Below are 23,494 nucleotides of genomic sequence, written 5' to 3'. Positions count from 1 at the left end.
GTGAACGCCTTGTCACGGTGTGAAGGTCAAGAACCCCAGGTGACCGGGAGGGCGTGGACCCCGTAGATGTTCATATCGGTCCGCAGCGGCACCTGGTCGGCGGGCACCGCGAGCGCGAGATCCGGGAACCGGCGCAGCAGGGCGCCGAATCCGGCGCGCATCTCGATGCGGGCCAGTTGTTGACCCAGGCACTGATGTACGCCGTGGCCGAAGGACAGGTGGCCGCGGGCCTTGCGGCGGATGTCGAGGGTGTCCGGATTATCGAACCGTTCGGGGTCGCGATTGGCGGCCAGTAGCGAGACGACCACGGTCGAGCCCGCGGGGATGGTCTCGCCGCCGAGTTCGATGTCCTCGGTGGCGTAGCGATAGAAGATGTCGGCCACCGACAGGTACCGCATGAGTTCCTCGACGGCGTCGGGCAGCAGCTCGGGGTCGGCGCGCAGCAGATCCGCCTGCTCCGGATGCTCGAGCAGCGCGAAGGTGCCCAGCGCCAACATGTTCGCGGTGGTCTCGTGGCCCGCGAGCAGCAGCAGGAACGCCATGCCCACCAGTTCGTCGATGCCGAGGTCGGAGTCGCGGGCCAGGTCGGACAGGAGGTCGTCGCCGGGTTCGGCGCGCTTGCTCAGGACCAGGTCGGTCAGATACGAGGTCATCGCGCCGTAGGCGCCCATCTTCTCCTCGAGCGACTGGTCCCGGACCAGGAACTTGGCCGAATTGACCTGGAAATTCGCCCGATCCGCGTAGGGCACGCCGAGCAATTCGCAGATCACCAGCGAGGGCACCGGCAGCGCGAACTCGGTGACCAGATCGACCGGCGGGGTGAGCCGGGCCATCTCGTCGAGCCGCCCCTCGGTGATCTCGACGATGTGGTCCTCGAGCTGTCGCATGCGCTTGACGGTGAACGCGCCGATCAGCTTGCGCCGCAGGCGGGTGTGCTCGGGCGGATCCATGGCGATGAACAGGCCCGGGATCGTCGGCGACGGCTCGGTCGGCACCGGCATCCCGGGCGTCTCGAACGGCACGTGCACGATGCCGAGATCCTGGCGCGAGCTGAACCTGGTGTCCGCCAACAGCTTTCGGGCCGCGTCGTATCCGGTGACGAGCCAGCCCTCGTGGCCGTCGGGGAACAGCATCGGGCTGACCGGGTGGGCGGCGCGCAGCCGGGTGAGGTCGCGGGGCGGATCGAACGGCCCCGCGTCGCGGTGCATGGGGAGGCCGTGGGGTACGGGGACCGTGCGGGTCATGGGAAAGTCCTTTCGGATCAGGGGGTGAGGGTGAGCGCGCCGGAGGGGCACATGCGGACGGCCTCGCGGGCGGCGGCCTCGCCGTCCGGGGCGGGTGCCGCGTTCAGCAGCAGCACCCGGCCGTCGTTGTCGTCCTGGTCGAAGAGTTCGGGAGCGCTGAGCACGCACATGCCGGCGCCGATGCAGCGCTCCCGGTCCGCTCGGATCTTCATCGGTCGCGGATCAGACGGTGGCCGCGTGCCGAATCACGATGTTGCCCAACGCGTTTCGCGCGTACACCCGCACGGTCTCCGCGTTCGAGGCGACCGGGTCGAGCATGTTCTGTACGGTGCCGCTCAGCGCGTTGACCTCGAGTCGCGCGGCGCTGCCGGGGCGGATGCCCACCTCGAGCTCACCCACCGACGTCTCCAGGCGCAGCACGCCGCGCACCGCGTCGCCGATGCGGATATCGCCCTTGGCGGTCTTCGCGGTCACCGAGTCCCCGGGCTGTTCGACGATGATGTCGCCTGCGGCGATCTCCAGGTCGCACTGCCCGATCTCGCCCGTGACCAGCAGGCGGCCGACCCCGGCGGTGGCGGCGAGCCGGGAGCCGGTGGGCACCGCGACGGTCACCGCGATGGTGGGGTTGCCGCCGAACGGGCTGTAGGTCCGCCAGTCCCGCGGCGTCGTGACGGTCAGGGTGTCGCCGTCGAATTCGACCGTGGTCTGCTCGGCGGCGCGCACATCGCCCTTCTTGGTGGCGTCGGCGGGGCGGATCTCCACGACGGTGTCGGCGCGGTCCGAGGCGATCACGGTGACGTCGGCGGAGAGCACGTCCACGGTGACGGCGATCGGGGCAGGGGTCTGGAAGCTGGTCATGATATTCGCCTTTCGAGCTGGGGTTTCGTTCGATCTGTGACCACTGTCGAGCCCTCGGCTGATACCGGCCTGACAGCGCCCTGACAGCGGAGCTGACGTCCTGCTGGTCCCGTTCGGTGAAGGGGTCCGGCCGCCCGTTTCCCTGTTGGTCCCGTTTGGTGGAGCGAGGGCGGCCGCCCGTTCTCCCTGGTGGTCCCGTTCGGTGCTGGGTCCGGCCACCCGCTCTCCCCGTTCATCCCATTCGGCAGAATGGTCCGGTGCAGATCGGGATGCTGGGACCGCTCGAGGTCCGGTCGGACGACGGGCCGGTGGAGGTTCCGGGGGCTCGGCTGCGGGCGTTGTTGGTCGCCCTCGCGCTCGAACCCGGGCGGGTGGTGTCGAAAACGGCTCTGGTGGACTGGATCTGGGGTGAGCGGCCGCCCGCGGACGCGGCGAACGCGTTGCAGGCGCTGGTGTCGCGGCTGCGCCGGGTGCTGCCGGACGGGACGCTGGACGGGCAGGCGGGCGGATACCGGCTGGCGGTGTCGCCGCGGGATGTGGACGCGGTGCGGTTCGAGCGGCTGCTCGAGCAGGCGCGCGAGGGTGGCGACCAGCACCGCGCCCAGGTGCTGGGCGAGGCGCTCGAGCTGTGGCGCGGCACGCCGATGCAGGACGTCGACGTGCCCGACAGCGAGGCGTTCGAGGCCGTCGTCACCCGGCTCGAGGGTCTGCGCCTGGCGGCGCTGGAGGATCGGGTCGAGGCGGAGATCCGGCTCGGGCGCGGGGCGGGACTGGTGGCCGAGCTGACCGAACTGGTGGCCCGAAACCCGGTGCGGGAGCGGCTGATCGGCGCGCTCATGCGCGCGCTGGGCGCCGCGGGACGGGGGTCGGAGGCCCTGCTGGTGTATCAGCGCGCCCGCGAGGCGCTCGCCGACACCCTCGGCGTGGACCCCTCGCCGGAGCTGTCGGATCTGCACGTCGCGCTGCTGCGCGGGGAGGTCGGCGCGCAGGAGAACGACCGGCGCACCAACATCCGGGCCGAATTGACCCGCTACGTCGGCAAACACGCCGATATCGCGGCCGTGCGCGAACTCCTCGCCCGGCATCGGCTCACCACCCTCACCGGGCCCGGCGGCTCGGGCAAGACCCGGCTGGCCCTGGAGACCGCGCGCACCCTCCTCGACGATCTCCCCGACGGGGCCTGGCTGGTGGAGTTGGCGTCGGTCGGCGCGGACGGCGATGTGGCGCAGGCTGCCTTGGCCGCCTTCGGACTCCGTGACGCGCTGCTCGGCGGGGCGCCCGACGCGGAGCCGATGGATCGCCTCGTCGCCGCGATCCGGGACCGGGAAACCCTACTGGTGCTGGACAATTGCGAGCACGTCATCGAGGCCGCGGCCACCTTCGCGCACCGCGTGCTCGGCGAATGCCCGCGGCTGCGGATTCTCGCCACGAGCCGCGAACCGCTCGGCGTCACCGGCGAGGCGCTGTGGCAGGTCGAGCCGCTGACGCTGCCCGCACCCGACGCCACCCCCGACGAGATCGAATCCGCCGCGGCCGTCACTCTGTTGCGCGACCGCGCGGGCGCGGTGCGCCAGGACCTCGGCGCCGACGCCGCCACCCTGACCACCATGGCCCGGATCTGCCGGGCGCTGGACGGCATTCCGCTCGCCATCGAACTGGCCGCGGCCCGGCTGCGCACCATGTCGCTCGACCAGCTCGCCCATCGCCTCGACGACCGCTTCCGCCTGCTCACCGGCGGCAGCCGCACCGCCATACCGCAACATCGAACGCTGCGCGCGGTGGTCGACTGGAGCTGGGAACTGCTCAGCGACGCCGAGCGCACCGTGCTGCGACGGCTCGCGGTATTCGCGGGAGGCGCGAATCTCGAAGCGGCCGAAGAGGTTTGCGCGACCGAAGCGGTCGAGTCGTGGGAGGTGCTCGAGCTGCTGACCGCGCTGACGGAGAAGTCGCTGCTGGTCACCACCGGCGATAGCGAGCCGCGCTACCGGATGCTCGGCACCATCGCGCAGTACGCCCGGGACCGGCTGACCGAATCGGGGGAAGCGGAAAGCGCACGGCGAGCGCATCTTTCGTACTTCGCCGAACTCGCCGAGACCGCCGAACCGCATCTGCGCCGCGCCGACCAGCTGGAGTGGCTGGCCGTCCTCGAGGCCGAGCACGACAATATCGCCGCCGCCATGCGGGGCGCGCTCGCGGCGGCGGACGCGGCCGGGGCGATGGCGCTCGCGGCCGCCGCGGGCTGGTACTGGTGGCTCAGCGGGCACAAGGCCGAGGGCATGGAATTCCTCACCGCCGCAGCGGATCTCGCGGGCGAGGTGGACGACGATATCCGGGCGCGGGTGGCCGGGCTGATCGTGCACTTCCTGAGTTCCGGGCCGAACGACGAACACCAGATCGCCGATCGCATCCACCAGGCGCACGAATACGGTCGCCGCGCCCGCGGCGGCTACCCGCTGCTGGGTTTCGTGGACGCGATGGAACGCATGTTGCGGGGCGGAGACGCGTTCCTCACCGCGTTCGAGCCGCTGCTCGCCCACGACGATCCGTGGGTGCGCGCGCTGGCCCGGCTGCAATTGGGAAAGGCGCGCATCGCGCTCGGGCACGAGGGGCGCGCGGCCGACGAGTATCTGGAGACCGCGCTCGCGGAGTTCCGGGCCGTCGGTGAACGCTGGGGGATCTCGTTCGCGTTGACCGAACTGGCGAACCGGATGGCCACCCGCGGCGAATTCGCCAGGGCGGCAACATCTCTGGAGCAGGCGGTCGCGGTCGTCACCGAGATCGGCGCGATCGAGGACGTCTTCCTGATGCGGGCGCGGCAGGCCCAGCTGTACTGGCTGCTGGGGGACGAGCGGGCCAGCGCCGCGGCCATGGCCGAGGCGGATCGGTTCGCGAGCCGCTCCGCGTGGGCGAACGCCCTGGCCGAACTCGCGCTGACGAAGGCCGAATGGGCCCGGTGGCGCGGGGACACCGCGGAGGCGCGTCGCCAACTCGATGCCGCGACCGCCGCGCTGGGCGACGACGCGCGGCAACTGTACGTCGTTGCCGTGCGACATACCCTGCTCGGCTATCTCGCCGAGACCGTGGCCGAGGCGCGCGAGCATCGGGCCGCGGCGTTCCGGGCCGCCGACGAAACGGGGTACGGGCCGCTGGTCGCGCAGGTGCTGGTCGGGGTCGCGGATCTGGCGCTGCGCCTCGACCGGCCCGAGCTGGCCGCGCGGCTGCTCGGCGCGAGCGAGACGGCCCGCGGCCTGCCGGAACGGTTCATCCCCGACGCGGGCCGCATCGAGCGGACGGCACGAAGCCGCCTCGGTGAAGCGGCGTTCACCGAGGCGGCCAGGGCGGGTGCGAAGGAGAGTCCGGCGGAGCTGGTCGCCGCTACGCTCGCTTGCTGAAAGTGGCTCGCGACCAGAGGAATCCGATGATGCCGATGCCCGCGCACCAGGCCAGCGCCGCGGCGGTGTAGCCGCCGGAGGGATGGCCGGTGAGGAAGCCGCGCAGGGACTCGATGATCGGCGTGAAGGGCTGGTACTGCGCGAACTGCCGCACGCCCTGCCCCATCTTCTCGGCGGGCACGATCGCGCTGCTCACGAAGGGCAGCATGATCAGCGGCACCACGGACATGCCCGCGGATTCCGGCGTCTTGGCGGCCATGCCCAGCGCGACGGTGAGCCAGGAGGCGGCGACCGAGGTGGCGGCCATGACGCCGATCGCGCCGAGCCATTCCAGAGCGGTTGCGGGCGAACGGAATCCGAGCGCGAACGCCACCGCCAGCACGGCCGCGATGGCGACCGCGTTGGTGAGGATGGTGGCGACCACGTGCCCGGTCAGCACGGCCCCGCGGGAGACGTCCATGACCTTGAAGCGGTTGATGATGCCCTTGGCCATATCGCCGCTCACCGAGACCGCGGTGCCCGACAGCCCGTAACTGATGGCCAGCAGGATCAAACCCGGTGTGGCGTAGTCGATGTAGTCGCCGCCGACGTCGAAGGCGCTGCCGAACACGTACACGAAGATCAGCATCATCACCACCGGCATGAGCGCGGCGTTGAAGATGGTGACGGGGCTGCGTGCGATGTGTTTGAAGTTGCGGCGCAACATGATCGAGGAATCGGCGAGGGGTGCGGTGAGGGTGATCATTGTGCGTTGGCCTCCGTGGTGGCATGACCGGTCAGAGAGAGGAAGACGTCGTCGAGATCGGGGGTGTGGATGGCGACCTCGTCGGCCTCGAGGGAGTGCTCGGCGAGTCGATCCAGCAGGGCCCGAAGGGTTTTCGTGCCGCCGTTGCCGGGCACGCGCAGGGTCAGGGATTCGTCGTCGCGGGTGGCGTCCGGCAGGACGCGGGCGGCGACCTCCAGATCGCTCGCCTGGGCGAACCGCAGCTGGATGTGGCTGCCCGGCACCCTGCGCTTGAGATCGTCCGCGGTGCCCTCGGCCACGATGCGGCCCTGGTCGAGCACGGCGATCCGGTCGGCGAGCTGATCGGCCTCCTCCAGATATTGGGTGGTGAGGAAGATCGTCACGCCCTCGGAGGTCAACTCCCGCACGATCTCCCACATGGTGCGGCGGCTGCGCGGATCCAGTCCGGTGGTCGGCTCGTCCAGGAAGATGATCCGCGGCTTGGTCACCAGGGTCATGGCCAGGTCGAGTTTGCGGCGCATGCCACCGGAGTAGGTGGCGGCGCGTTTACCCGCGGCCTCGGTGAGCTCGAACCGGTCCAGGAGTTCGGCGACGGTCTGCTTGGCGGCCTTCCCCTTCAGGCGGTGCAGATCGGCCATGAGCTGGAGGTTCTCGGCGCCGGTGAGCAGGTCGTCGACGGCGGCGAACTGGCCGGTGACGCCGATGGCGGCGCGCACGGCTCCCGGTTCGGCGGCGATGTCGTGGCCGGCCACGCGGGCGGTGCCGCTGTCGGCCTTCAGCAGGGTGGTGAGGACATTGACGGTGGTGGTCTTACCCGCGCCGTTGGGGCCGAGGAGGGAGAAGATCCGGCCTTCCTCGATGGTCAGGTCGATACCGTCGAGGACCTTCTTGTCGCCGTAGGACTTTCGCAGGGCGGCGGCTGCGATTGCTGGGGTGGTCATGGGAAGAACTGTCGGCTGGGTGGCTGACAGGGGGCTGATACGGGGCTGATAGGGGTCAGCGGCTGGTGTATGCCATGGTCAGGATGGCTTTGGGGGCGGCCAGCCATTCGCGGAGGGTGTTGCGGATGAGGGTTTTTCGGCGGCAGTCACAGGGGGCGGCTACGCCGTGGGCGTCTATGCCTGCATGGCGGGCCAGGGCTATGGCTCGGGGAAGGTGTTGGGGTTGGGTGACGATGATCGCTTCGGTTATGTCGAAGAGTTGTCTGGCTCGCTGGCAGGTGGCTCGGGTGGTGAGGCCCTCGCCGTCGGATTGGATTGTGGTGGGGGGTATGCCGTGGGTGAGGAGGTAGGTGTGCATGGCGGCGATCTCGTTTCCGGATTCGCCTGTGGCGTCGCCGGAGATGAGGATTGTGTCGGCCTTCGCGGTTCGCACCAGGTCGATCGCGGCGTCCAGGCGGCCGCGGAGGTATGGCAGGGGTGATCCGTCGGGCGCGACCTTGGCCCCTGGCACGATGACGGTAGGGGCCGGGGGCGCGGTCGCTACCGTGAAACGCCTTCCGCGCGAGAGCATTCGGAGTCCGGCGTGCGCGCCGAGCACACTGAGCGCACCCGCCGCGATGATCCATCGAACCCACACGGCCCTCACTCTGCCAGGTCGGTGATCGGATCCCGAATGCGCGCATCGGCTTTCGAGCCGCGTCGGCTATAGCTCGGTGCCGATATGGCCGGTGTCTCGCGGGACCTCGTCGGTGCGGCGGCGCAGGGCGGTGACGAGGAGAACGATCAGGGCAGCGACGGTGGTGTGGGCGGCGACGAGGGTGAGCCAGGGGAGGAGGAAACCCTCGTCGGTGAATTCGCCTCGGGGGCCGACGCAGTAGAGGGTGAAATTGGTGGAGGTGCCTTCGGAGTCGTGGAAGGTGTCGGAGACGACCATGGGGTCGTGGTAGGGGGGTGAGCAGAAGAGGGGGGCGGTGAATTCGGCTTCGGCGGGCCAGATCACGGACAGCAGGAGGGTGAACATCGCTATTCCGAAAACCAGTCCGGCGAGTTTCGGCAGCACGGTTAGATCCGTTGCGATCGGAGAAAGGTTCCGGCGGCGTCGAATTGGGCGATCGCCGCGCCGCGGGGCGCGGTGACGTTCACGGTGACGAGGACGTTCGCGCCGGATCGGTGGACGAGTACCGCCGATGCGGACGCTCGCTCGAGACCGCTGCGGGTGACGGAGGTGTCGACGAGTTCCTCGAGTCGCGTCAGCGCCGACACCTCCCCGATCGCGAAGGCCGTGTCGGTCAGATCGCCCGCGTACACGCGCACGGGGGTGGGCTCGCCGAGGGCGCCGAGCGTGTAGGTGTAGTCGTCGAGCTGGTCGGGCCGTCGCGGATCGCGAATCCGCAAGCGCGCCGTCGCATTCCGGCTCGCGAGTCCGGCACCGTCGCCGAGGAATCGGGTGACGTGCGCGGGCTGGTCGATCATGGCGATCTCGAACCGCTCCGACTCCGGCGCGGTCAGCAGGATGACGGTGGCCTCCGGATCGGCGACCCCGAGCCGGTCGGCGAGCGCGGTGACCGCCCCGGCCGGGAGCGCGGCGACCAGGCCCCCGCCGCGCGCCCGCACCACCTGTTCGAAGTCGGCCCGGTCGACCGCGCCGATACAGCCGGTGGCGGTCAGCGCGACGACGCACGGGCCGAGAACCCAACGGCCCCAACGTCGACGCGACATGGGTGCAACATACCGAGCGGTGGCCGGGTCCGCCAGACACGCGAGCACCCATCCGGAACCCGGCCGGGCTTCGAATGTAGTATCGGCCGGAAATTTCCGTCCCTGACCAATTCGCGCAGGAGGAGATTCGAATGCTGTTCAGCGTTGTCGGGCGACTTGTCGGATTGTTACTGGATTCGGTCGTTTCGATACTGGTTCCGTAACCCGAGCAAACGCGACCGGACGGAATTCGTTCCATCCGGGACAGAGGAATGCTCCGAATATCTCGCGACCGAATCCATCCCAGGGGCGGAGCAGAATGCGTAAAGGATTTGCCGTCGCGCTGGCGGCGGTCTCTCTCGGTGCCGTGCCCACCCTGGCACGCGCCGAGCCCACCCCGATCTCCCTTCCGCTCCAGAACTGTCCGGGGCTGTACGTGCTCGCGGTGCAGGGCACCGGCCAGTCGACTCCCGACGCACCCGTCGCCGCGGATTCCGGAATGCTGGGCACCGTGCTCGAACCGGTCGTGAGCGCGGCGCGCGATCTGGTCGGCCGCGCCTATGTGCCCTACGCGGCGGCCTTCGGCGGCGCGGTGCCGGGCGGGCCGGTGCCCTATTCGATGTCGGTGACCGGTGGTCTGGACGCCTTGCGACAGATGGCGACGGCGGTGACGAGCGAGTGCCCGCACAGCGAGTTGGCGTTGGTCGGGTATTCGCAAGGCGCGCATGTGGTTTCGATCTTCGCCCGGGAGATCGGCCGGGGACGCGGGCGGATTCCGGCCGACCGGGTCGCGGCCGTGGCCCTGATCGCCGATCCGACCCGCCAACCCGGTGCGCCGCTGTTCCCGGGCGCTCCCGCGCGGCACGCCCCGGCCCCGGCGCCGGGCACATCGGGGACGGAAGTGCAACGGGTGCAGGCGTTTCCGCAACCCGCGCTGCCGGGCGGCGGCATCGGGCCCGATCAGGACATCGTCGCGGATTTCGGCGCGCTCGACGGCCGGGTGGCCTCGATGTGCCTGCCGGGGGATCTCGCCTGCGACGCGCCGCCCGATCTGCCCATGTTGCGGATGGCGGTCAATATCGCGGGGCAGGCCGATCTCGACCCGGCCGATCCGCTGGCGGCGCTCGCATCGATCGCGGACGCGTTGGCGAGTACCGCCGCCAAAACGGCCGTGCAGGTCGCCGATCACGATCTGACCGGGTATTCGCTGGGGACGCTGGCGCTTTCGCCGCAGAAGCCGCTCAGTCGGCGGCTCGCCGAGATGTCGGATCCGCGCGCCGAGCCCAAGGAGGCGGAGGCGCGCGGCGCGCTGTTGAAACTGGCGACCCGGGCGCTCAACACGGTCGTCGCGCTCACCGGGGCGGTGTTGAAGCCGGACGAGGTCGCGTATGTGCTGGCGGCCGCCGATCCGCTCGACGGGTTGCGGCGGCTGGCGGAGAAGATCGTCACGGCCGTGCACCGGCCGGCGCCGGACCGGCCGCCGTTTCGCCTGTTCACGCAGCTGTTCGATACGGTGGGGCAGCTGCTGGACGAGACGGCCGGTACCGCGGATCCGGCGATCTGGGCGCATTATCTGGATACCGGGCGGCTGCACGGGTCCTATGTGCTCGGGATCGCGGGTGGGCGGTCCGCGACGCAGTTCGTGACGGACTGGTTGACGGCGGCCGCGCACGACCTGTCGGGTCCGCGGCTGGCCGCCCCCGCACCGCCGAAAACGGCGGTGCCGCAGCATGATTCGGCTACCGATCCCCTTCCGGTGGCCGTGGACGAGCGGAAGTACGTGTCCGCCACGGATATCGGAACGGTGACCGGCGATCCGGTACGGACCGGTGCCCGGCGTCCGCTCGAAACCGACTCCATGACAGGGTATCTGGGGGTTCTGCTGTGCTGTCTCGCCGTCGCGGTGCTCAGCCGGATGTGGGCGTGGTGCTTCGCGCCGCGCGAGCGCTTCCTGGTCGGGACGAAAGGCCGCTGGTTCCGGCGGTAGGGCCGGTGCACGAAAACAACCCGCCTCGCTGGCCGAGGCGGGTTGTTTCGTTTCGGGTCAGCGACCCAGCGCGTGATCGCGGAAGGCGTTGAGCAGCGCGATCTTCACGTCGGTGGGCTGGCCCGCGGCGTGCATGATGAAGTCGCCCGGGCGGTGTTCGTTCCAGAAGCTGTTCATCGTGCGCTTCTCCAGCACCTTCACCCGCAGGCGGGGGAGCAGCGCGATGGCCCGGGTCATGGCCGTCCGCTCGTAGAACAGCGCGGTCACATCCTGTTTCCAGGCCAGGCGCAGGAGTTCGCCCGTGACGTCGTTGTTGCGGATGAGGAAGCTGCCGGAGTTCAAGCCGAGTTCGTCGTGGGTGACGATCAGGTCGTAGTCGTCGTCGCACAACGCGCGCAAATCGAAGTCGAAATTCGTGATGACCGCGTCGGCGTCGATCCAGTAGAGCCAGTCGTGCTCGCCCAGGTGCCGTTCGACCGCCGGGATCTTGGACCAGTGCGGGGCGCGGTCGGTGGTGAAGACGTCGGTGTAGCCGTAGAACGCGAAACCGTGTCGCTCGCAATAGTTTTGCTTGTCCTCGGCGTAGGGACGGGCCCAATGGTCGATATCCGGCGACCAGAGGGTGACGAGGCCGAGCGGGGTCGGTTCGGATGGGCGGTAGGTCCACAGCGGCGGAGCGCCGACTTGTGAAACCTTCTGGCGCGGAGAGGTTTTGGTGAGGAGTGGCGGCGCGGAGGGCGGTAGGGTGCGGTCGCGGAACGGGAAGCGCTTGTGATGGGTGTGTTCGGCGATCACCGTGAGAACCTCGGGTGCGCAGTTCCAGATGTCGCGATGCCGCCGCGTCCACGCCGCGGCCCTGCGACCGAGTTCGGTTGCCGCGCGGCGATTGTCGGCGACCCAGCGGAGCCGCGCGGCGATGTCGTCGACCTCCGGAACCCCAACGACGCCGTGCTCGGGCTCACCGTAGGGGTGTTCGTAGGGCCGCCAGGTGACGGGCGGGACCGGCAGGATCGCGTCGGCGGCCGCGCGGCAGATGTCGGCCTGCCCCTCGGCGGCCAGGGCGATCACCGGGAGTCCGGCCGCCATCCCCTCCAGCACGGAGGTGCCGCAGCCCTCGTTTCCCAGCGCGAGCAGGACGTCGGCCTCGTCGTACCAGTTGGGGGAGGTGCGAGCGGGACCGGACAGCGTCTCGATGTGGATGCGGGGGTCGGCGGCGGTGTGGCAGTCCGGCCAGCCCTGCCAGGACTTGACGACCAGGCGGGCGTCCGGATCGTCGTCGAACGCCTCCTGCCACGCCTCGATGCCCTGGCGGTAGTTGTCGGTGCGGGACTCCATCATGCCGATCATCAACGTGGTCAACGTCTTTCGGCCCGAGCGATCACAGGGCGAGCAGAACCGCGGGTCGACGCCGCTGGGCACGATGTGGATCGGCGGGGTGACGCCGCAGGAACGGAAGACCTCGGCCACGTACGGGCTGGGGACGATGATCGCGCGGGCCCGGTTCAGCGGGGCGATCCAGTGCGACGGGATGCGGGAACTGTCGCAGGTGGCCCGGATGAACAGGTCGGTGCCGAGGAGGGTGTCGACCTCGGGACGGCCGGGACAGCCGCTGTAGAGGACCGGTCCGTCGACGCGGGCGGAGGAGGCCGCGACCATCCGGCGGAACTCGGCCGAATGGTCGCGGTCGTCCGCGCGCAACGGCGCCACGTCGACACGAAAACCGGCCCGGTGCATTCCCCGGGCCAGATATTCGTGTGTGCGCGCGTAGCCGTCGGTATGGGTGAAATCGCCGATCAGGGTGATGCCCGCGCCTCGGCGACGCGGGCGGACGGCGGGTTCACACGGTGGGTCAGAGCTTCTTCTTCGGTTTGTGATCAGTGCCGGTTCTGTAGGCATACGTACCCTTTCCGTACGGTTTCGCCGTCTCGCGGTACACCAGCTCTTGCGCCGGTTCGGCATTGGCGAATTCCGGGAATACGGCGACCGCCACCGCCGCGACCGCGGCCGCACCGGAGAATCGGAACATATTGCGTCGGGAGAGCATTGCCATTCCTTCTCGCTCAGGCGCTCACGAGTTCGGCCGGAAGCCGTTCCCGCCGAGCGCGACGGGACATCACGATCAGGACGCTCACGGCTCCCAGCACGGCCAGCACCGTGACCGCCTGTGTCAGCGAATCGAACCGGGCCAGGGTCGCGAAATCGCCACCCCGCCCGACCGTCGCCACCAGCGCGACGACGAACAGCGCATTGCGCAGCACGGCGTAACGAGAGGTCAGCGGCCGCAGCCGCGACAGCCGACCCGCGGCGAGCACGAGCCCGCGCGCGTGCGCGACGCCGAACGCCGCGGTGGAGAGGGCGAGCAGCGCGGCGGCCGCGGGCACCGCGACCACACGAAACGCGCCCAGCACCACCGTGATTCCGGTGATCAACTCGGCGATCGGCACGAACGTCGCCACCGGCCCGACCAGCCGAGCGGGCACGAGCTGCGCCACCGCCAGCCAGACCTGCCGCCACACCGACACCGAGCGCAACACACCCACCGACCGGGCGATCAGATACCCGCCCACGACCAGCCGCGCCACCAATTCGACCATTGTCCTACTCCCTGGAATTCGGTATTCGTCGCGCCGCACACGGCAGCGGCTGCCCGCCCCCGTGCGCGACATCGTCGTCCGAAAAATAGATGCTCAGAGAAGCAGCTCGAGCAGCCCGGAAACGAGGTTCTTCACCGGACCGAGCAGATCGCTGACCAGACCGACAAACTGCACGTTGTGCATGGGTTCTCCTCGTGTAGGTGGAATACTGCCTGGTCTGTGGACCGGCAGTTTGTGGACTCGGGCACCGAGGGGTGGCCGTGTCATTGAGTCTTCGGAGCTGGGGTGGTTCCGGATGGGGGGGAATTTGGGAATGGTCGTTGTGGGGCAAAACCGGCGGGTGGGAATGTTTGGTGGAGAATTTGGCGGCGGGGCGCGATTCGAAACTTGCGGAGAGCCGTTTTGGTGTAGTGGATCAGTTCGGGGTGATCTTGTTCGATTTGGTCCGATTACCCCGTCCCTGGGAAGCTGAGGAATTGTGGTCTGCTGATTTCTGTAGCGCGGCACGAGCGAACCATCCTCGTGATTCGGTAGGTGACCGAGGCCGGACCCTCGGGCCCGCCGCTGGGGTCAGGCCCGGTACCCACTCTTGCACAGGTCGCGGAGTTTGTTGTAGGACAACCGAACCGGCCCTGATCGCTGTCGGTCCGAAAGTGAGTCCGGCTGTTACGGTTGGACCGGCCGGACTTCGCTTGCCTTGCGGTACTGTCCGTGTTCGCCGTCGCTGACGGCCCAGGTTACCGGCATGCCGGGGGTGATGAGTTGTTCGTCGCCCTTGTGCTCCCAGAGGCTGAACCATATGTCGCCGAAGTGGTTGGCGATGAGGGCTGTCGTAGGTGTCGGGCAGCCACCATATGACGACAGCGTCGAGGTTCGGATCGGAGTTCTTTGCGTCGTCGATCTGCTGGGAACGTCGAAAGCGTTCTTGATCTGATGACCGTTCAGCTTCCTGACCAGGATAGTGTCATACCTCGATACCCCCGGCAGGACACGCAGAACCTGGACGAGTGGAAACGGCCGTTCATAGGCGGTCTACCGGTCGAAGGCTAGGCCCCAGCCCTGGCTTGGGTACCGCCTGCTGTTTCTATCGAACGATACACATCGAGCGCAGCGGTCGGGTCTGGGGTCGCCTTGCCTTCCAGGCCACGACCGGATCCTGCACGTGCACTGCGTCGCTCGGGCCCCGATGGCAGCAGGCACTTGTACCTTCCCTAGCTGGAGAACCGGGTCATCAGGACAGGGAAGTCCACGCGCTCTGGCGTTCGGGCACGCCAGCACTCGCTGCCGAACCGAGTTTCTCGATATGGCGATCTTGAACACGTGGGAGGAGACGAGGGTCGCCGACGTAGCGAGCTAGGAAAACGCCTACGGACGGGTGTTGGTGACGTGGGAGGGCCTACCGTTTAGGGAGCTAAGTACTTCGAGGGACTCCGTTCACGTTCGCGCGTTTCTCGGCAGCCGATCTGATCCAGTCGATGGTTGCATGCTGCCGCCGCTCGTGCATGGAGCTTGGCACCGTCCCCATGCGAGGGTTGGCAGGCGCCGGTCAGTCTCGGGGGTAATCTTGGCTCGTGCCTGGAAACCTTCAAAACGCGGAACTTGAAGCCTTGTACACTCTTCGGGCTGAGGATCTTACAGAAGAGGAGCTGGAACGGCTCACCGCTGCCTTCCCCGGTGATGAGTCGATCCTTCGGAGGCTCATGGGTCCAGGGCCAAAGTTGCTGAACGGTCCTCGCGGGTCCGGTAAGTCTAATTACCTCAAGCGGGCTTACTATAAATTGAAGGCCAAAGATGGAATTATTGTTGCTTACATCAATTATTCACAGCATCTCGCGCTAGAGCCATTGATGCTCCGTTCAGAGCGAGCTCTTGAGCATTTCAGGCAGTGGTTGATTTACAAAATTATTGTTGGGCTGGCTGAGTCGCTGACCGAGGATTGCCCAAAGGATCTTTTGCGGTTGTCATCAATTGGTAGCAAGTTCATTAACGAGCTGCAAACGTCAGTCGGCAATAACCCGGTAAACGTACCGCCATCTATCGCGCCCACAGAGCTTTTGCATATGATCGAAGACTGGTGCTCGCAGCTGAACTGTACCCGCGCGATTCTCCTGATGGACGACGCTGCGCATGCATTCATGCAGCAGCAGCAGCGTGAATTTTTCGAGGTTTTTAGAGCTCTGCGGTCGCGTACAGTTGCATGCAAGGCGGCCATCTATCCGGGAGTGACCTCATACAGTCCGTTTTTCAACGTAGGCCATGAGGCAGAAGAAATTGAGGTCTGGATTAGGCCTGACTCAGCAGATTATCTAAGATCCATGCGCCAAATTTTCGAAGCGCGTTTCCCCCAGGCTCTCCAAGGCGCTGTGCGTCGAGAGCTCGTTGATATGGCTGCACATGCATCGTTCGGACTGCCGAGAAATTTTTTGAACATCCTTTCTGATTCTTTGGGGGATGCCGACGACGAAACGTTGAGCAGTAAAATTACGGCCCCAACGTTGCGACAGGTGCGAGATGCTATAAATGTAAACGCTGAACGAGTGCGATCACTCTTCGAGGAGGTCTCTCGAAAGCTACCTCGATATGAGAACTTCGTTTCCGTGGGATTGGAAGTTCAGTCCGCGATGATCTCGGAGATCCGGGTAACGAATCGTAATAGGTCTGAGAATAAGGCAAAGTACATTGGCGTGGCAGTAGCTCAGCCATGGGATACTGATCTAAATCAGGTATTCTCCCTGATGGAGTACGCTGGTGTGGTCCGCAGGATTGGCCCTTCTTCGCGAGGGAGCGATCGTTACGAGAAGGTTCAACTGCACACATCGCTGTTGATATCAGAAAACGCGCTCGGTCTTCCTAGAACACCATCTGCGGATGACTACAACACTGCACTTGCCCGACAGAGTGCTGATGACTTCGTCAGGCGGCAGTCCAAAGGGATTTTTTCTCAGTCCCAAAGAGAACGTTGTCGCCTAAACCTTTCGCCTTGTCCCAAGTGTCAAAGCCCAAGAATAAGCGAAGATGCAGTTTTCTGCTTCCGATGCGGTACTGCCCTTACGGAGCAATCAGTATATCTCGAATTGCTCGCATCCAGCATCGAGAGGCTCCGACTACCTCCCCTGAAATTGGAGCGTATCCTAACCCTGACAAATCTCCGGACAGTTCAAGACGTTATCTTGGACGACGGGGGTACGCAACTCAGGTCAGTTCCTAGCATTGGCAAGGCGTGGTCAGCGCGCATCAAAGCAAGCGCCGACGAGTTTGTGACACTCTGATGCCGCATTCTCTGCCTCAAATTTGCATGGCTTCTGCTTCTAACGTGGGTCCCGGGACCCTTACTAGGCTAGCCAGCAGTGCCATCAGTGCCAATAGGCCCGACACGGCCGGCTTTTCGGCGTTGGATAACGCCTTTTCATCGTTGCTTGTAGTCACGCAACTTACCGTGCAAGCGGCCAGCGTCTGGCAACCGCAGCACGGCCTGATTCTCTGTTCGTCTGCTGTGGCAGTTGCAGAGGACTATTTTCGGTCGATTCTTACCGATGTTGTTGGCGTATGCCAGATTTGTGCCAATCGAGTTAAAATACTCGAAACGCGTATGGAATACGTTTTTTCTGGCTCTGTGGAAGATGCGGTGCGAGGACTACTGGACCGGGAGAGCTTTTCTAGCAGAGATACGATCAAAGAGTGGGCCAAGAAAATTGCCGGCATGGAGCTTTCCGGGAATAGATCACTGAGCGTGGCGCTGGATGAATTCGAACGGGTCTGTCATGTTCGTCATTGCGCTATGCACGCCGGCGGGTATGTTTCCACCCGAAATGCCGGGTCACTCGGTGTTCCGACGGGCAGTTGGATCTCCTTCGGCTCTCCGGCGGCTATCCATGAAATAATTTCGGTTGTCGCAGCCACATTGAGATCTTTTAACCAATCTCTATTCGAGGTACTGCTGGGGCGTTGGATTGATGAGGGAAGGCTTTCTGGCACATGGGCCGACGACCGTGGCGAATTTTCAGGGCTATGGAAAGCATTTCGCTCTAAGACGGACATTGACAGCAGTAAGTTCTCGGGTGGACCGGCCCTGAAATCTACCGCCTACATGGCATACCGCTCAGTGCTTCCAGCTATTACTGGCCGTGGTGGAAAAAGAACTACTTCTTCGTAACAAGATATAATTAAACGGGCGGGAAAGCTCGGGCGGGTTAGGGGTTGATTCACCGTTACCTTATTCTCGCCGGAGTCGGGGGCGTGTATTTCTCTTTGTCCCACTTCATCACGGAGCCGCAGGTCATCGATTTGCGGCTATGTGACATTTCTAACGATCTATGACTTGACGAGCGCTGGAGGGGGCGCCCTCCGTTCGTAAAACCAACGGGCGTGTACCAGAATCCGGGCCAGACTGACCAAATCGGAGGGGCGGTCGAGGTAGCTGGGTTGTGGAAGCTGATTTGATCCGCGCGGACCTTGAATCGTCGAGGATTGAAGCCCGTCTTCAGAAGCGGACCAGCGCTGGTCGGCGTGGCGAATTCTGGGGGTAGAAAGGTGATCTCGTGCTCGGCTGGGTGAGGTAGCCGCCTCAAGAGTGCGATCGGGTATTGCTGTACCAGTCGACCCATCACAGAGTGGATTTCAAACGGCGCGTCAGAGAGGGTGTCCTGCGTGGCGGGGGAGGATCTGGTCGAGAATTTCGCGAATGAAAGCAATCAATGGGGGTGACCCCGTCGGCATAGTGGTGCACACGTCGGACGTGCCGGGGTGCGGGACCCCAATCCATGACGGGGTGCGCTGCGGTGCCGACACGCCAGCCGGTTTAGACGATGGTCAGCTCGTGGTCCCTGTCGAGCCGGGTGTGGTGGTTGGCGAGCTTACCGTGTCCTATGAGGTCCAGTATGTCGGCGGCGCGGAAAGCGGGTGTCTTGCTGCGGTACAGGCGAAAGCGATCGCCGCCCTGTGGAAGTGGCAGGCGGGTTGCTCCGAAGTTGGTGGGTCCTGAATTTTGACGAGTTGCGGGTCTGGTTCCCCTTGTTTGTGTGTCTCTGAGGAGTCGTATTGGGACGACAGTCTGACCTGGACGTTCGGGATTCCCAGAGGGGGGCGAGTATCCGTTGAGCTCACGGAACTGCGCAAGCATGTGTGCAGGAAGTGCCCCCGGCAGGAATCGAACCTGCGACCTACCCTTTAGGAGAGGGTTGCTCTATCCCCTGAGCTACGGAGGCTGGGCCTTCGCCGGAGTTTACCTGTTGGCGAGTCGATCGGTTGCATCGTAGGGGTGGGGTGGGTGGGTCAGGCTGGGGGCGATGCGGGGGACTCGTAGTCGGAGGGGGCGAAACGTCTTGTCTTCCAACGGAAGAGGACCGTTGCGCCCGGCCAGTTGTTGGTGATGCGGCCCGAGGCGTTGCGGTACCAGCTGGAGCAGAAGTTCCAGGGGGTGTTCTTCAGGCGGTGCTGGAGCCAGTCGTCCCAGGACTGTTCCACCTCGGGGCGGGCGGAGAGCGGGCGGCCATCGGAACCGAGGTGGCGGACGGCCTGGCGGATGTAGCGGGCCTGGGATTCGAGCATGTAGATGATGGAACCAGCGCCGACGTTGGTATTCGGGCCGTACATGAGGAACAGGTTGGGGAAGCCGGGGACGGATATGCCCAGGTAGGCGCGGGCGCCCTCGGGGGACCACTCGTCGGAGAGTTTGCGGCCGCCGGAGCCGTAGATGTTCATGGGGGCCAGGAACTCCGTGCCCTTGAAGCCCGTGCCGAAGATGATGACGTCGGCCTCGTGTTCGACGCCGTCGGCGGTGCGGATGCCGCGGGGAGTCACCTCGGTGATGGCCGTCGTCTCCACCGTGACATTCGGCTGGGCCAGGGCGGGGAAGTAGTCGTTGGAGAACAGCCCGCGCTTGCAGCCCGCCGCGTAGTCGGGAGTCAGCTTGCGGCGCAACGTCTCATCGGGGACCTGCTTCGCGCGGTGCCGGTCGGCCAGTGCGATGACCGGGTACTTGATGACCGGCACATCCGTCAGCGCCAATGCCAGGAATTCGAACGTCGACCAGATCAGGAACCGTTCGGCCAACCGTGACGGCGGAAAGTACTTGAACAGCGCGTGATGCAGGGGGCTGTACACCGTGTCCCACTTCGGCAGCACCCATGCCGCCGAGCGCTGGAACAGCGTCAGATGTCCGACGACGGGCTGAATCTCCGGAATGTATTGGATCGCACTGGCTCCCGTGCCGATGCACGCCACCCGCTTCCCGGTCAGATCGACATCATGATTCCACTCCGCCGAGTGGAACGACTCCCCGGCGAAGGTGTCCAATCCCGGAATGTTCGGCAGCGCCGGGCGCGACAGCTGGCCGACCGCGGAGACGAGGACGTCGGCCGTCAGTACCGTGCCGTCGCCCGTGCGCACCTGCCACACCCCGCGTCGCTCGTCGAACTCCGCGTCGGTGACCTCGGTGCCGAAGCGGATCTTCTCCGGCAGTCGGTACCTCTCCGCGACGCCGCGCATATAGGAATGAATATCCCGCTGCTGCGAAAAGCGCCGGGGCCAATCGGATTTCGGCGCGAACGACCACGAGTACAGCGGTGAGGGCACGTCGCACGCCGCGCCGGGGTAGGTGTTCTCCCGCCACACCCCGCCCAGATCGTCGGCCTTCTCCAGAATCGTGAAGCTCTCGATCCCGGCGCGGCGCAACTCCAGCGCCAGGCCGAGGCCCGCGAATCCGGCGCCGATGATCAGAATGGACGGTGACTCACTCATACCGGAAAGAGTAGGTCGCTCACCTCGGCGGACGAAGGGAACAGCGGACATTCGATCGATATTTCCGGCCAATTTTCAGCCCGCGAGCCCGCGCGCGATCACCAGGCGCTGAATCTGGTTGGTGCCCTCGAAGATCTGCATGACCTTGGCCTCGCGCATGTACCGCTCGACGGGGAAGTCCTGGGTATAGCCGTATCCGCCGAAGACCTGCACCGCATCGGTGGTGACCTTCATGGCGGCGTCGGTGGCGACGAGTTTGGCGACGCTGGCCTGCCGCGAATAGGGCAGTCCGGCGTCGCGGCGGCGGGCGGCGTCGAGGTAGGTCGCGCGCGCGGAGTCCACGGCCGCGGCCATATCGGCCAGCACGAAACCCAGGCCCTGATGGTCGATGATGTGCTTGCCGAACGCCTCGCGCTCGCGGGCGTAGGCGACGGCGTCGTCGAGGGCGCGCTGGGCCAGGCCGGTCGCGATGGCCGCGATGCCGAGGCGGCCGGAGTCCAGGGCGCTGAAGGCGATCGAAAGCCCTTGTCCCGCTTCGCCGATGAGGCGGTCGCCGGGGACGAAGGCGTCGTCGTAGGCGGCGGTCGTGGTCGGCACCGCGCGCAGGCCCATCTTCTCCTCCGGCTTGCCGAACGACAGGCCCTCGGTGTCGGCGGGCACGAGCAGGCACGACACCCCGCGCGAGCCCTCGCCGGTGCGGGCGAACAGCGTGTAGTAATCGGCCTTGCCGCCGTTGGTGATCCATGCCTTGGAGCCGGTGACGCGGTACCCGCCGTCGGCGGCCACGGCCCGGCAGCGCAGCGCGGCGGCGTCCGAACCGGCGTGCGGTTCGGACAGGCTGTACGCGCCGATCGTGCCGCCGCCCAGCATGTCCGGCAGCCAGCGCCGCTTCTGCTCGTCGGAACCGAACACGAACAGCGGATGACACGACAGGCTGTGCACGCTGACCGCCACCGCGACCGCCGCCCAGCGCGCGGCCAGCTCCTCGAGCACCTGGAGATACACCTCGTAGGGCTGATCGCCGCCGCCGAACTCCTCCGGGTACGGCAGGCTCAGCAGACCCGCCGCGCCGAGCGCCCGGAACGCCTCGGCCGGGTAGCGCTCGGCGCGCTCGTACTCGGCGGCATACGGTTCGAGCACCTTGTCGGCGATCTCGCGGGTCAGGTCCAGCAGATCGCGGGCTTCGGGGGTGGGCAGCAGGCGTTCGACGGGCATGGCGGTCCTTCCACGAGATTCCCTCTCGCACTCTAGGCGGCGCTCGTGGCTAATCGGCGGCGAACACCGGTGTTCGCCGCCGGGTGGACAACCCTTCCGGTTACCCACTAGTATTGCGCACCAACCATTTTTCGAAAAAGCCTGTCCCGGTGCGCTTTTGGGGCCTTCGGCGGTGCCGCAGGGGGTGTCGTCGCAGGCGGGTGGCGCCCCGGGACGGAGGCGATCGCACGCGGCGAGCAGCGGCTCGTCGCGTGCGATCGGCCATCCCCTTGGTACGTGCCACCAGCGGTAACGGATTCCGCTATCCTCGCGCATGTGTGACTCAGTTCACCGGTTAAGGAGTAGCGGTACACATGTGGAGCACGATGCAGGACGAGCAGCTGTCGTTGGCGACGCTGCTCCGGTATGCGGCGACATTCCAGGGCGACAGCACCGTCTCGACGTGGACGGGCGACGGGCTGCGCACCATGACCTATCGGGAACTGGGCGAGCAATCGGCCCGGCTGGCACACGCGCTGCGGGGTCTGGGAATCGGCGAGGGTGACCGGGTCGGCACCTTCATGTGGAACAACAACGAGCACATGGTCGTCTACGCGGCCGTGCCCGCGATGGGCGCGGTGCTGCACGCGCTCAACATCCGGTTGTTCCCCGAGCAACTGGTCTACGTGGCCAACCACGCCGAGGATCAGGTGGTCCTGGTCGACGGCTCGCTGCTGCCGCTGTTCGGGCAGTACCTGCCCAGTATGAAAACCGTGCGCCACGTGATCGTGGTCAACGGCGACGCCGCCGCTTTGCAGGCGCCCGAGGGGGTGACCGTGCACGCCTACGACGAACTGCTCGCGGCCCAGCCCGCCGAGTACGACTTCCCGGTGATCGACGAGCACGCCCCGGCGGGGATGTGCTACACCTCCGGCACCACCGGCGACCCGAAAGGCGTTGTCTACTCCCATCGTTCGAACTGGCTGCACGCCATGCAGGTGATCTCGCCGAGCGGGATGGGCTTCAGCGAGCGCGACACCGTGCTGGCCATCGTCCCGCTGTTCCACGCCAACGCCTGGGGTCTGCCCTACGCCGCGATGATGTCGGGCGCGCATGTGCTGATGCCCGACCGCTTCCTCCAGCCGGGCCCGCTGTTGCAGATGATGGCGCAGGTGAAGCCGACCTTCGCCGCTGCGGTGCCGACCATCTGGGGCGGCGTGCTGGCCGGGCTCGAGGCCAATCCGCAGGACATCTCGCATCTGCGGACCGTGGTGGTCGGCGGGTCGGCGCTGCCCCCGGCGATGATGCGGGCCTTCGAGCAGAAGCACGGGGTGCGCCTGCTGCACGCCTGGGGCATGACCGAGACCTCCCCGCTGGGCAGCGTCGCGCATCCGCCCCGGGACGCCGAGGGCGACGAGGAGTGGGAGTACCGCGTCAGCCAGGGGCGCTTCCCCGCGTCCGTGCAGGCGCGGCTGGTCGCCGACGACGGCAGCGTGGTCCCCAACGACGGCGAGTCGCTCGGCGAGCTCGAGGTGCGCGGGCCGTGGATCACCGGGTCCTACTACTCGCCCGACGGCCCGGTGGTCGATCCGGCGAAGTTCGACGACGGCTGGCTGCGCACCGGCGACGTCGGCAAGATCAGCCCCAACGGCTTCCTCACCCTGGTCGACCGGTCCAAGGACGTGATCAAGTCGGGCGGCGAATGGATCTCGTCGGTGGATCTGGAGAACGCCGTCATGGGCCACCCGGCCGTGGCCGAGGCGTCGGTCATCGGCGTGCCGGACGAGAAGTGGGACGAGCGCCCGCTGGTCGCCATCGTCCTCAAGGAGGGCGCCACGGCCGAACCACACGAACTGCGCGAGTTCCTGGCCGACAAGTTCGCCAAATGGCAGCTGCCCGAACACTGGACGTTCATCGACGAGATCCCCAAGACCAGCGTCGGCAAGTTCGACAAGAAGCGGCTACGGGCGAGCTACGGGAACGGCGAACTGAAGGTGACCACGCTGACCTAGCTGTACTGACCTGAGAGGTTGGGAACGCGGCTGGCGGGTGGTTGTCCGCCGAGGGCGGTGTGGCCGCGGTGGTGATTGTAGGTGTGGAGCC

At 66.5% G+C, this 23,494-nt stretch carries 18 protein-coding genes and 1 tRNA gene; 5 read left to right on the top strand and 14 right to left on the bottom strand.

The window, feature by feature from the left end:
• Window positions 1–26: 26 nt before the first annotated feature.
• Genes ACFYTQ_RS36055 through ACFYTQ_RS36045 form a run of 3 tightly spaced genes read right to left on the bottom strand, consistent with a single transcriptional unit; the run spans window position 27 to window position 2,102 of the window.
• Window positions 27–1,244 carry a cytochrome P450 gene (locus tag ACFYTQ_RS36055; RefSeq protein ID WP_387370631.1) on the bottom strand — a complete coding sequence of 406 codons (1,218 nt, stop codon included), beginning with the start codon at window positions 1,242–1,244 and terminating at the stop codon, window positions 27–29.
• A gap of 17 nt (window positions 1,245–1,261) precedes the next feature.
• Window positions 1,262–1,456 (bottom strand): ferredoxin, encoded by a 195-nt coding sequence (locus tag ACFYTQ_RS36050; RefSeq protein WP_387370629.1) that lies wholly within the window; start codon window positions 1,454–1,456, stop codon window positions 1,262–1,264.
• A 10-nt stretch (window positions 1,457–1,466) separates the two neighbouring features.
• The gene (locus ACFYTQ_RS36045; RefSeq protein WP_387370627.1) at window positions 1,467–2,102 is read right to left on the bottom strand and encodes a DUF4097 family beta strand repeat-containing protein; all 636 of its coding nucleotides are present in this window, start codon (window positions 2,100–2,102) and stop codon (window positions 1,467–1,469) included.
• A 257-nt stretch (window positions 2,103–2,359) separates the two neighbouring features.
• Between ACFYTQ_RS36045 and ACFYTQ_RS36040 the strand changes: the two genes are divergently transcribed.
• Complete coding sequence (locus ACFYTQ_RS36040) at window positions 2,360–5,494, top strand: BTAD domain-containing putative transcriptional regulator (protein WP_387370625.1); 3,135 nt, start codon at window positions 2,360–2,362, stop codon at window positions 5,492–5,494.
• On the opposite strand, the gene ACFYTQ_RS36035 is transcribed toward ACFYTQ_RS36040, so the two are convergent.
• From ACFYTQ_RS36035 to ACFYTQ_RS36015, 5 genes are all read right to left on the bottom strand, one after another.
• The gene (locus ACFYTQ_RS36035) at window positions 5,478–6,239 is read right to left on the bottom strand and encodes an ABC transporter permease (protein ID WP_387370623.1); all 762 of its coding nucleotides are present in this window, start codon (window positions 6,237–6,239) and stop codon (window positions 5,478–5,480) included. The genes ACFYTQ_RS36040 and ACFYTQ_RS36035 overlap by 17 nt on opposite strands.
• On the bottom strand, window positions 6,236–7,180 hold the full coding sequence (locus ACFYTQ_RS36030; RefSeq protein WP_387370621.1) for an ATP-binding cassette domain-containing protein: 945 nt from the start codon (window positions 7,178–7,180) through the stop codon (window positions 6,236–6,238). The genes ACFYTQ_RS36035 and ACFYTQ_RS36030 overlap by 4 nt, the downstream gene beginning before the upstream one ends.
• A gap of 55 nt (window positions 7,181–7,235) precedes the next feature.
• Window positions 7,236–7,817, bottom strand: a complete 582-nt coding sequence (locus tag ACFYTQ_RS36025) for a vancomycin high temperature exclusion protein (protein WP_387370619.1) — start codon at window positions 7,815–7,817, stop codon at window positions 7,236–7,238.
• 66 nt (window positions 7,818–7,883) lie between these two features.
• Window positions 7,884–8,240 (bottom strand): hypothetical protein, encoded by a 357-nt coding sequence (locus tag ACFYTQ_RS36020; RefSeq protein WP_387370617.1) that lies wholly within the window; start codon window positions 8,238–8,240, stop codon window positions 7,884–7,886.
• Window positions 8,241–8,242: 2 nt separating this feature from the next.
• A complete protein-coding gene (locus ACFYTQ_RS36015; RefSeq protein ID WP_387370615.1) occupies window positions 8,243–8,899 on the bottom strand; it encodes a hypothetical protein in 657 nt (218 codons plus the stop codon).
• A gap of 298 nt (window positions 8,900–9,197) precedes the next feature.
• Between ACFYTQ_RS36015 and ACFYTQ_RS36010 the strand changes: the two genes are divergently transcribed.
• Entirely contained in the window at window positions 9,198–10,865 is a 1,668-nt protein-coding gene (locus tag ACFYTQ_RS36010) for a cutinase family protein (RefSeq protein ID WP_387370613.1), read from the top strand.
• 57 nt (window positions 10,866–10,922) lie between these two features.
• Here ACFYTQ_RS36010 and ACFYTQ_RS36005 read toward each other — a convergent pair whose 3' ends face one another.
• From ACFYTQ_RS36005 to ACFYTQ_RS35995, 3 genes are all read right to left on the bottom strand, one after another.
• Window positions 10,923–12,572: a glycosyltransferase gene (locus tag ACFYTQ_RS36005; protein WP_387370611.1), complete on the bottom strand. Its 1,650-nt coding sequence runs from the start codon at window positions 12,570–12,572 to the stop codon at window positions 10,923–10,925.
• A gap of 142 nt (window positions 12,573–12,714) precedes the next feature.
• On the bottom strand, window positions 12,715–12,909 hold the full coding sequence (locus ACFYTQ_RS36000) for a hypothetical protein (protein ID WP_387370609.1): 195 nt from the start codon (window positions 12,907–12,909) through the stop codon (window positions 12,715–12,717).
• Window positions 12,910–12,925: 16 nt separating this feature from the next.
• Entirely contained in the window at window positions 12,926–13,459 is a 534-nt protein-coding gene (locus ACFYTQ_RS35995; protein ID WP_387370607.1) for a MauE/DoxX family redox-associated membrane protein, read from the bottom strand.
• Between the two features lie 1,571 nt (window positions 13,460–15,030).
• Here ACFYTQ_RS35995 and ACFYTQ_RS35990 point away from each other — a divergent pair.
• Together ACFYTQ_RS35990 and ACFYTQ_RS35985 are read left to right on the top strand one after the other, a co-directional pair.
• Window positions 15,031–16,728 (top strand): zinc ribbon domain-containing protein, encoded by a 1,698-nt coding sequence (locus ACFYTQ_RS35990; RefSeq protein WP_387370605.1) that lies wholly within the window; start codon window positions 15,031–15,033, stop codon window positions 16,726–16,728.
• Window positions 16,729–16,895: 167 nt separating this feature from the next.
• Complete coding sequence (locus tag ACFYTQ_RS35985; RefSeq protein ID WP_387370603.1) at window positions 16,896–17,612, top strand: hypothetical protein; 717 nt, start codon at window positions 16,896–16,898, stop codon at window positions 17,610–17,612.
• Between the two features lie 978 nt (window positions 17,613–18,590).
• On the opposite strand, the gene ACFYTQ_RS35980 is transcribed toward ACFYTQ_RS35985, so the two are convergent.
• From ACFYTQ_RS35980 to ACFYTQ_RS35970, 3 genes are all read right to left on the bottom strand, one after another.
• Window positions 18,591–18,663: transfer RNA gene (locus ACFYTQ_RS35980), tRNA-Arg, on the bottom strand.
• Window positions 18,664–18,730: 67 nt separating this feature from the next.
• Entirely contained in the window at window positions 18,731–20,197 is a 1,467-nt protein-coding gene (locus ACFYTQ_RS35975) for a flavin-containing monooxygenase (RefSeq protein ID WP_387370601.1), read from the bottom strand.
• 75 nt (window positions 20,198–20,272) lie between these two features.
• Window positions 20,273–21,412 (bottom strand): acyl-CoA dehydrogenase family protein, encoded by a 1,140-nt coding sequence (locus ACFYTQ_RS35970; RefSeq protein ID WP_387370599.1) that lies wholly within the window; start codon window positions 21,410–21,412, stop codon window positions 20,273–20,275.
• Window positions 21,413–21,765: 353 nt separating this feature from the next.
• Between ACFYTQ_RS35970 and ACFYTQ_RS35965 the strand changes: the two genes are divergently transcribed.
• Window positions 21,766–23,403, top strand: a complete 1,638-nt coding sequence (locus ACFYTQ_RS35965; RefSeq protein WP_387370597.1) for a long-chain fatty acid--CoA ligase — start codon at window positions 21,766–21,768, stop codon at window positions 23,401–23,403.
• The last annotated feature ends 91 nt before the right edge of the window (window positions 23,404–23,494 follow it).

It is taken from the genome of Nocardia sp. NPDC004068, from assembly GCF_042874315.1.
Classification (GTDB): domain Bacteria; phylum Actinomycetota; class Actinomycetes; order Mycobacteriales; family Mycobacteriaceae; genus Nocardia.
The sequence above is the reverse complement of the archived record's forward strand: the minus strand, read 5'-3'. Positions and strand labels throughout refer to the sequence as shown.

Coding starts and splice junctions, on each gene's coding strand:
- ACFYTQ_RS36055 (WP_387370631.1), bottom strand. CDS start 1,244: ATGACCCGCACGGTCCCCGTACCCCACGGCCTCCCCATGCACCGCGAC.
- ACFYTQ_RS36050 (WP_387370629.1), bottom strand. CDS start 1,456: ATGAAGATCCGAGCGGACCGGGAGCGCTGCATCGGCGCCGGCATGTGC.
- ACFYTQ_RS36045 (WP_387370627.1), bottom strand. CDS start 2,102: ATGACCAGCTTCCAGACCCCTGCCCCGATCGCCGTCACCGTGGACGTG.
- ACFYTQ_RS36035 (WP_387370623.1), bottom strand. CDS start 6,239: ATGATCACCCTCACCGCACCCCTCGCCGATTCCTCGATCATGTTGCGC.
- ACFYTQ_RS36030 (WP_387370621.1), bottom strand. CDS start 7,180: ATGACCACCCCAGCAATCGCAGCCGCCGCCCTGCGAAAGTCCTACGGC.
- ACFYTQ_RS36015 (WP_387370615.1), bottom strand. CDS start 8,899: ATGTCGCGTCGACGTTGGGGCCGTTGGGTTCTCGGCCCGTGCGTCGTC.
- ACFYTQ_RS36010 (WP_387370613.1), top strand. CDS start 9,198: ATGCGTAAAGGATTTGCCGTCGCGCTGGCGGCGGTCTCTCTCGGTGCC.
- ACFYTQ_RS36000 (WP_387370609.1), bottom strand. CDS start 12,909: ATGCTCTCCCGACGCAATATGTTCCGATTCTCCGGTGCGGCCGCGGTC.
- ACFYTQ_RS35995 (WP_387370607.1), bottom strand. CDS start 13,459: ATGGTCGAATTGGTGGCGCGGCTGGTCGTGGGCGGGTATCTGATCGCC.
- ACFYTQ_RS35975 (WP_387370601.1), bottom strand. CDS start 20,197: ATGAGTGAGTCACCGTCCATTCTGATCATCGGCGCCGGATTCGCGGGC.
- ACFYTQ_RS35970 (WP_387370599.1), bottom strand. CDS start 21,412: ATGCCCGTCGAACGCCTGCTGCCCACCCCCGAAGCCCGCGATCTGCTG.
- ACFYTQ_RS35965 (WP_387370597.1), top strand. CDS start 21,766: ATGTGGAGCACGATGCAGGACGAGCAGCTGTCGTTGGCGACGCTGCTC.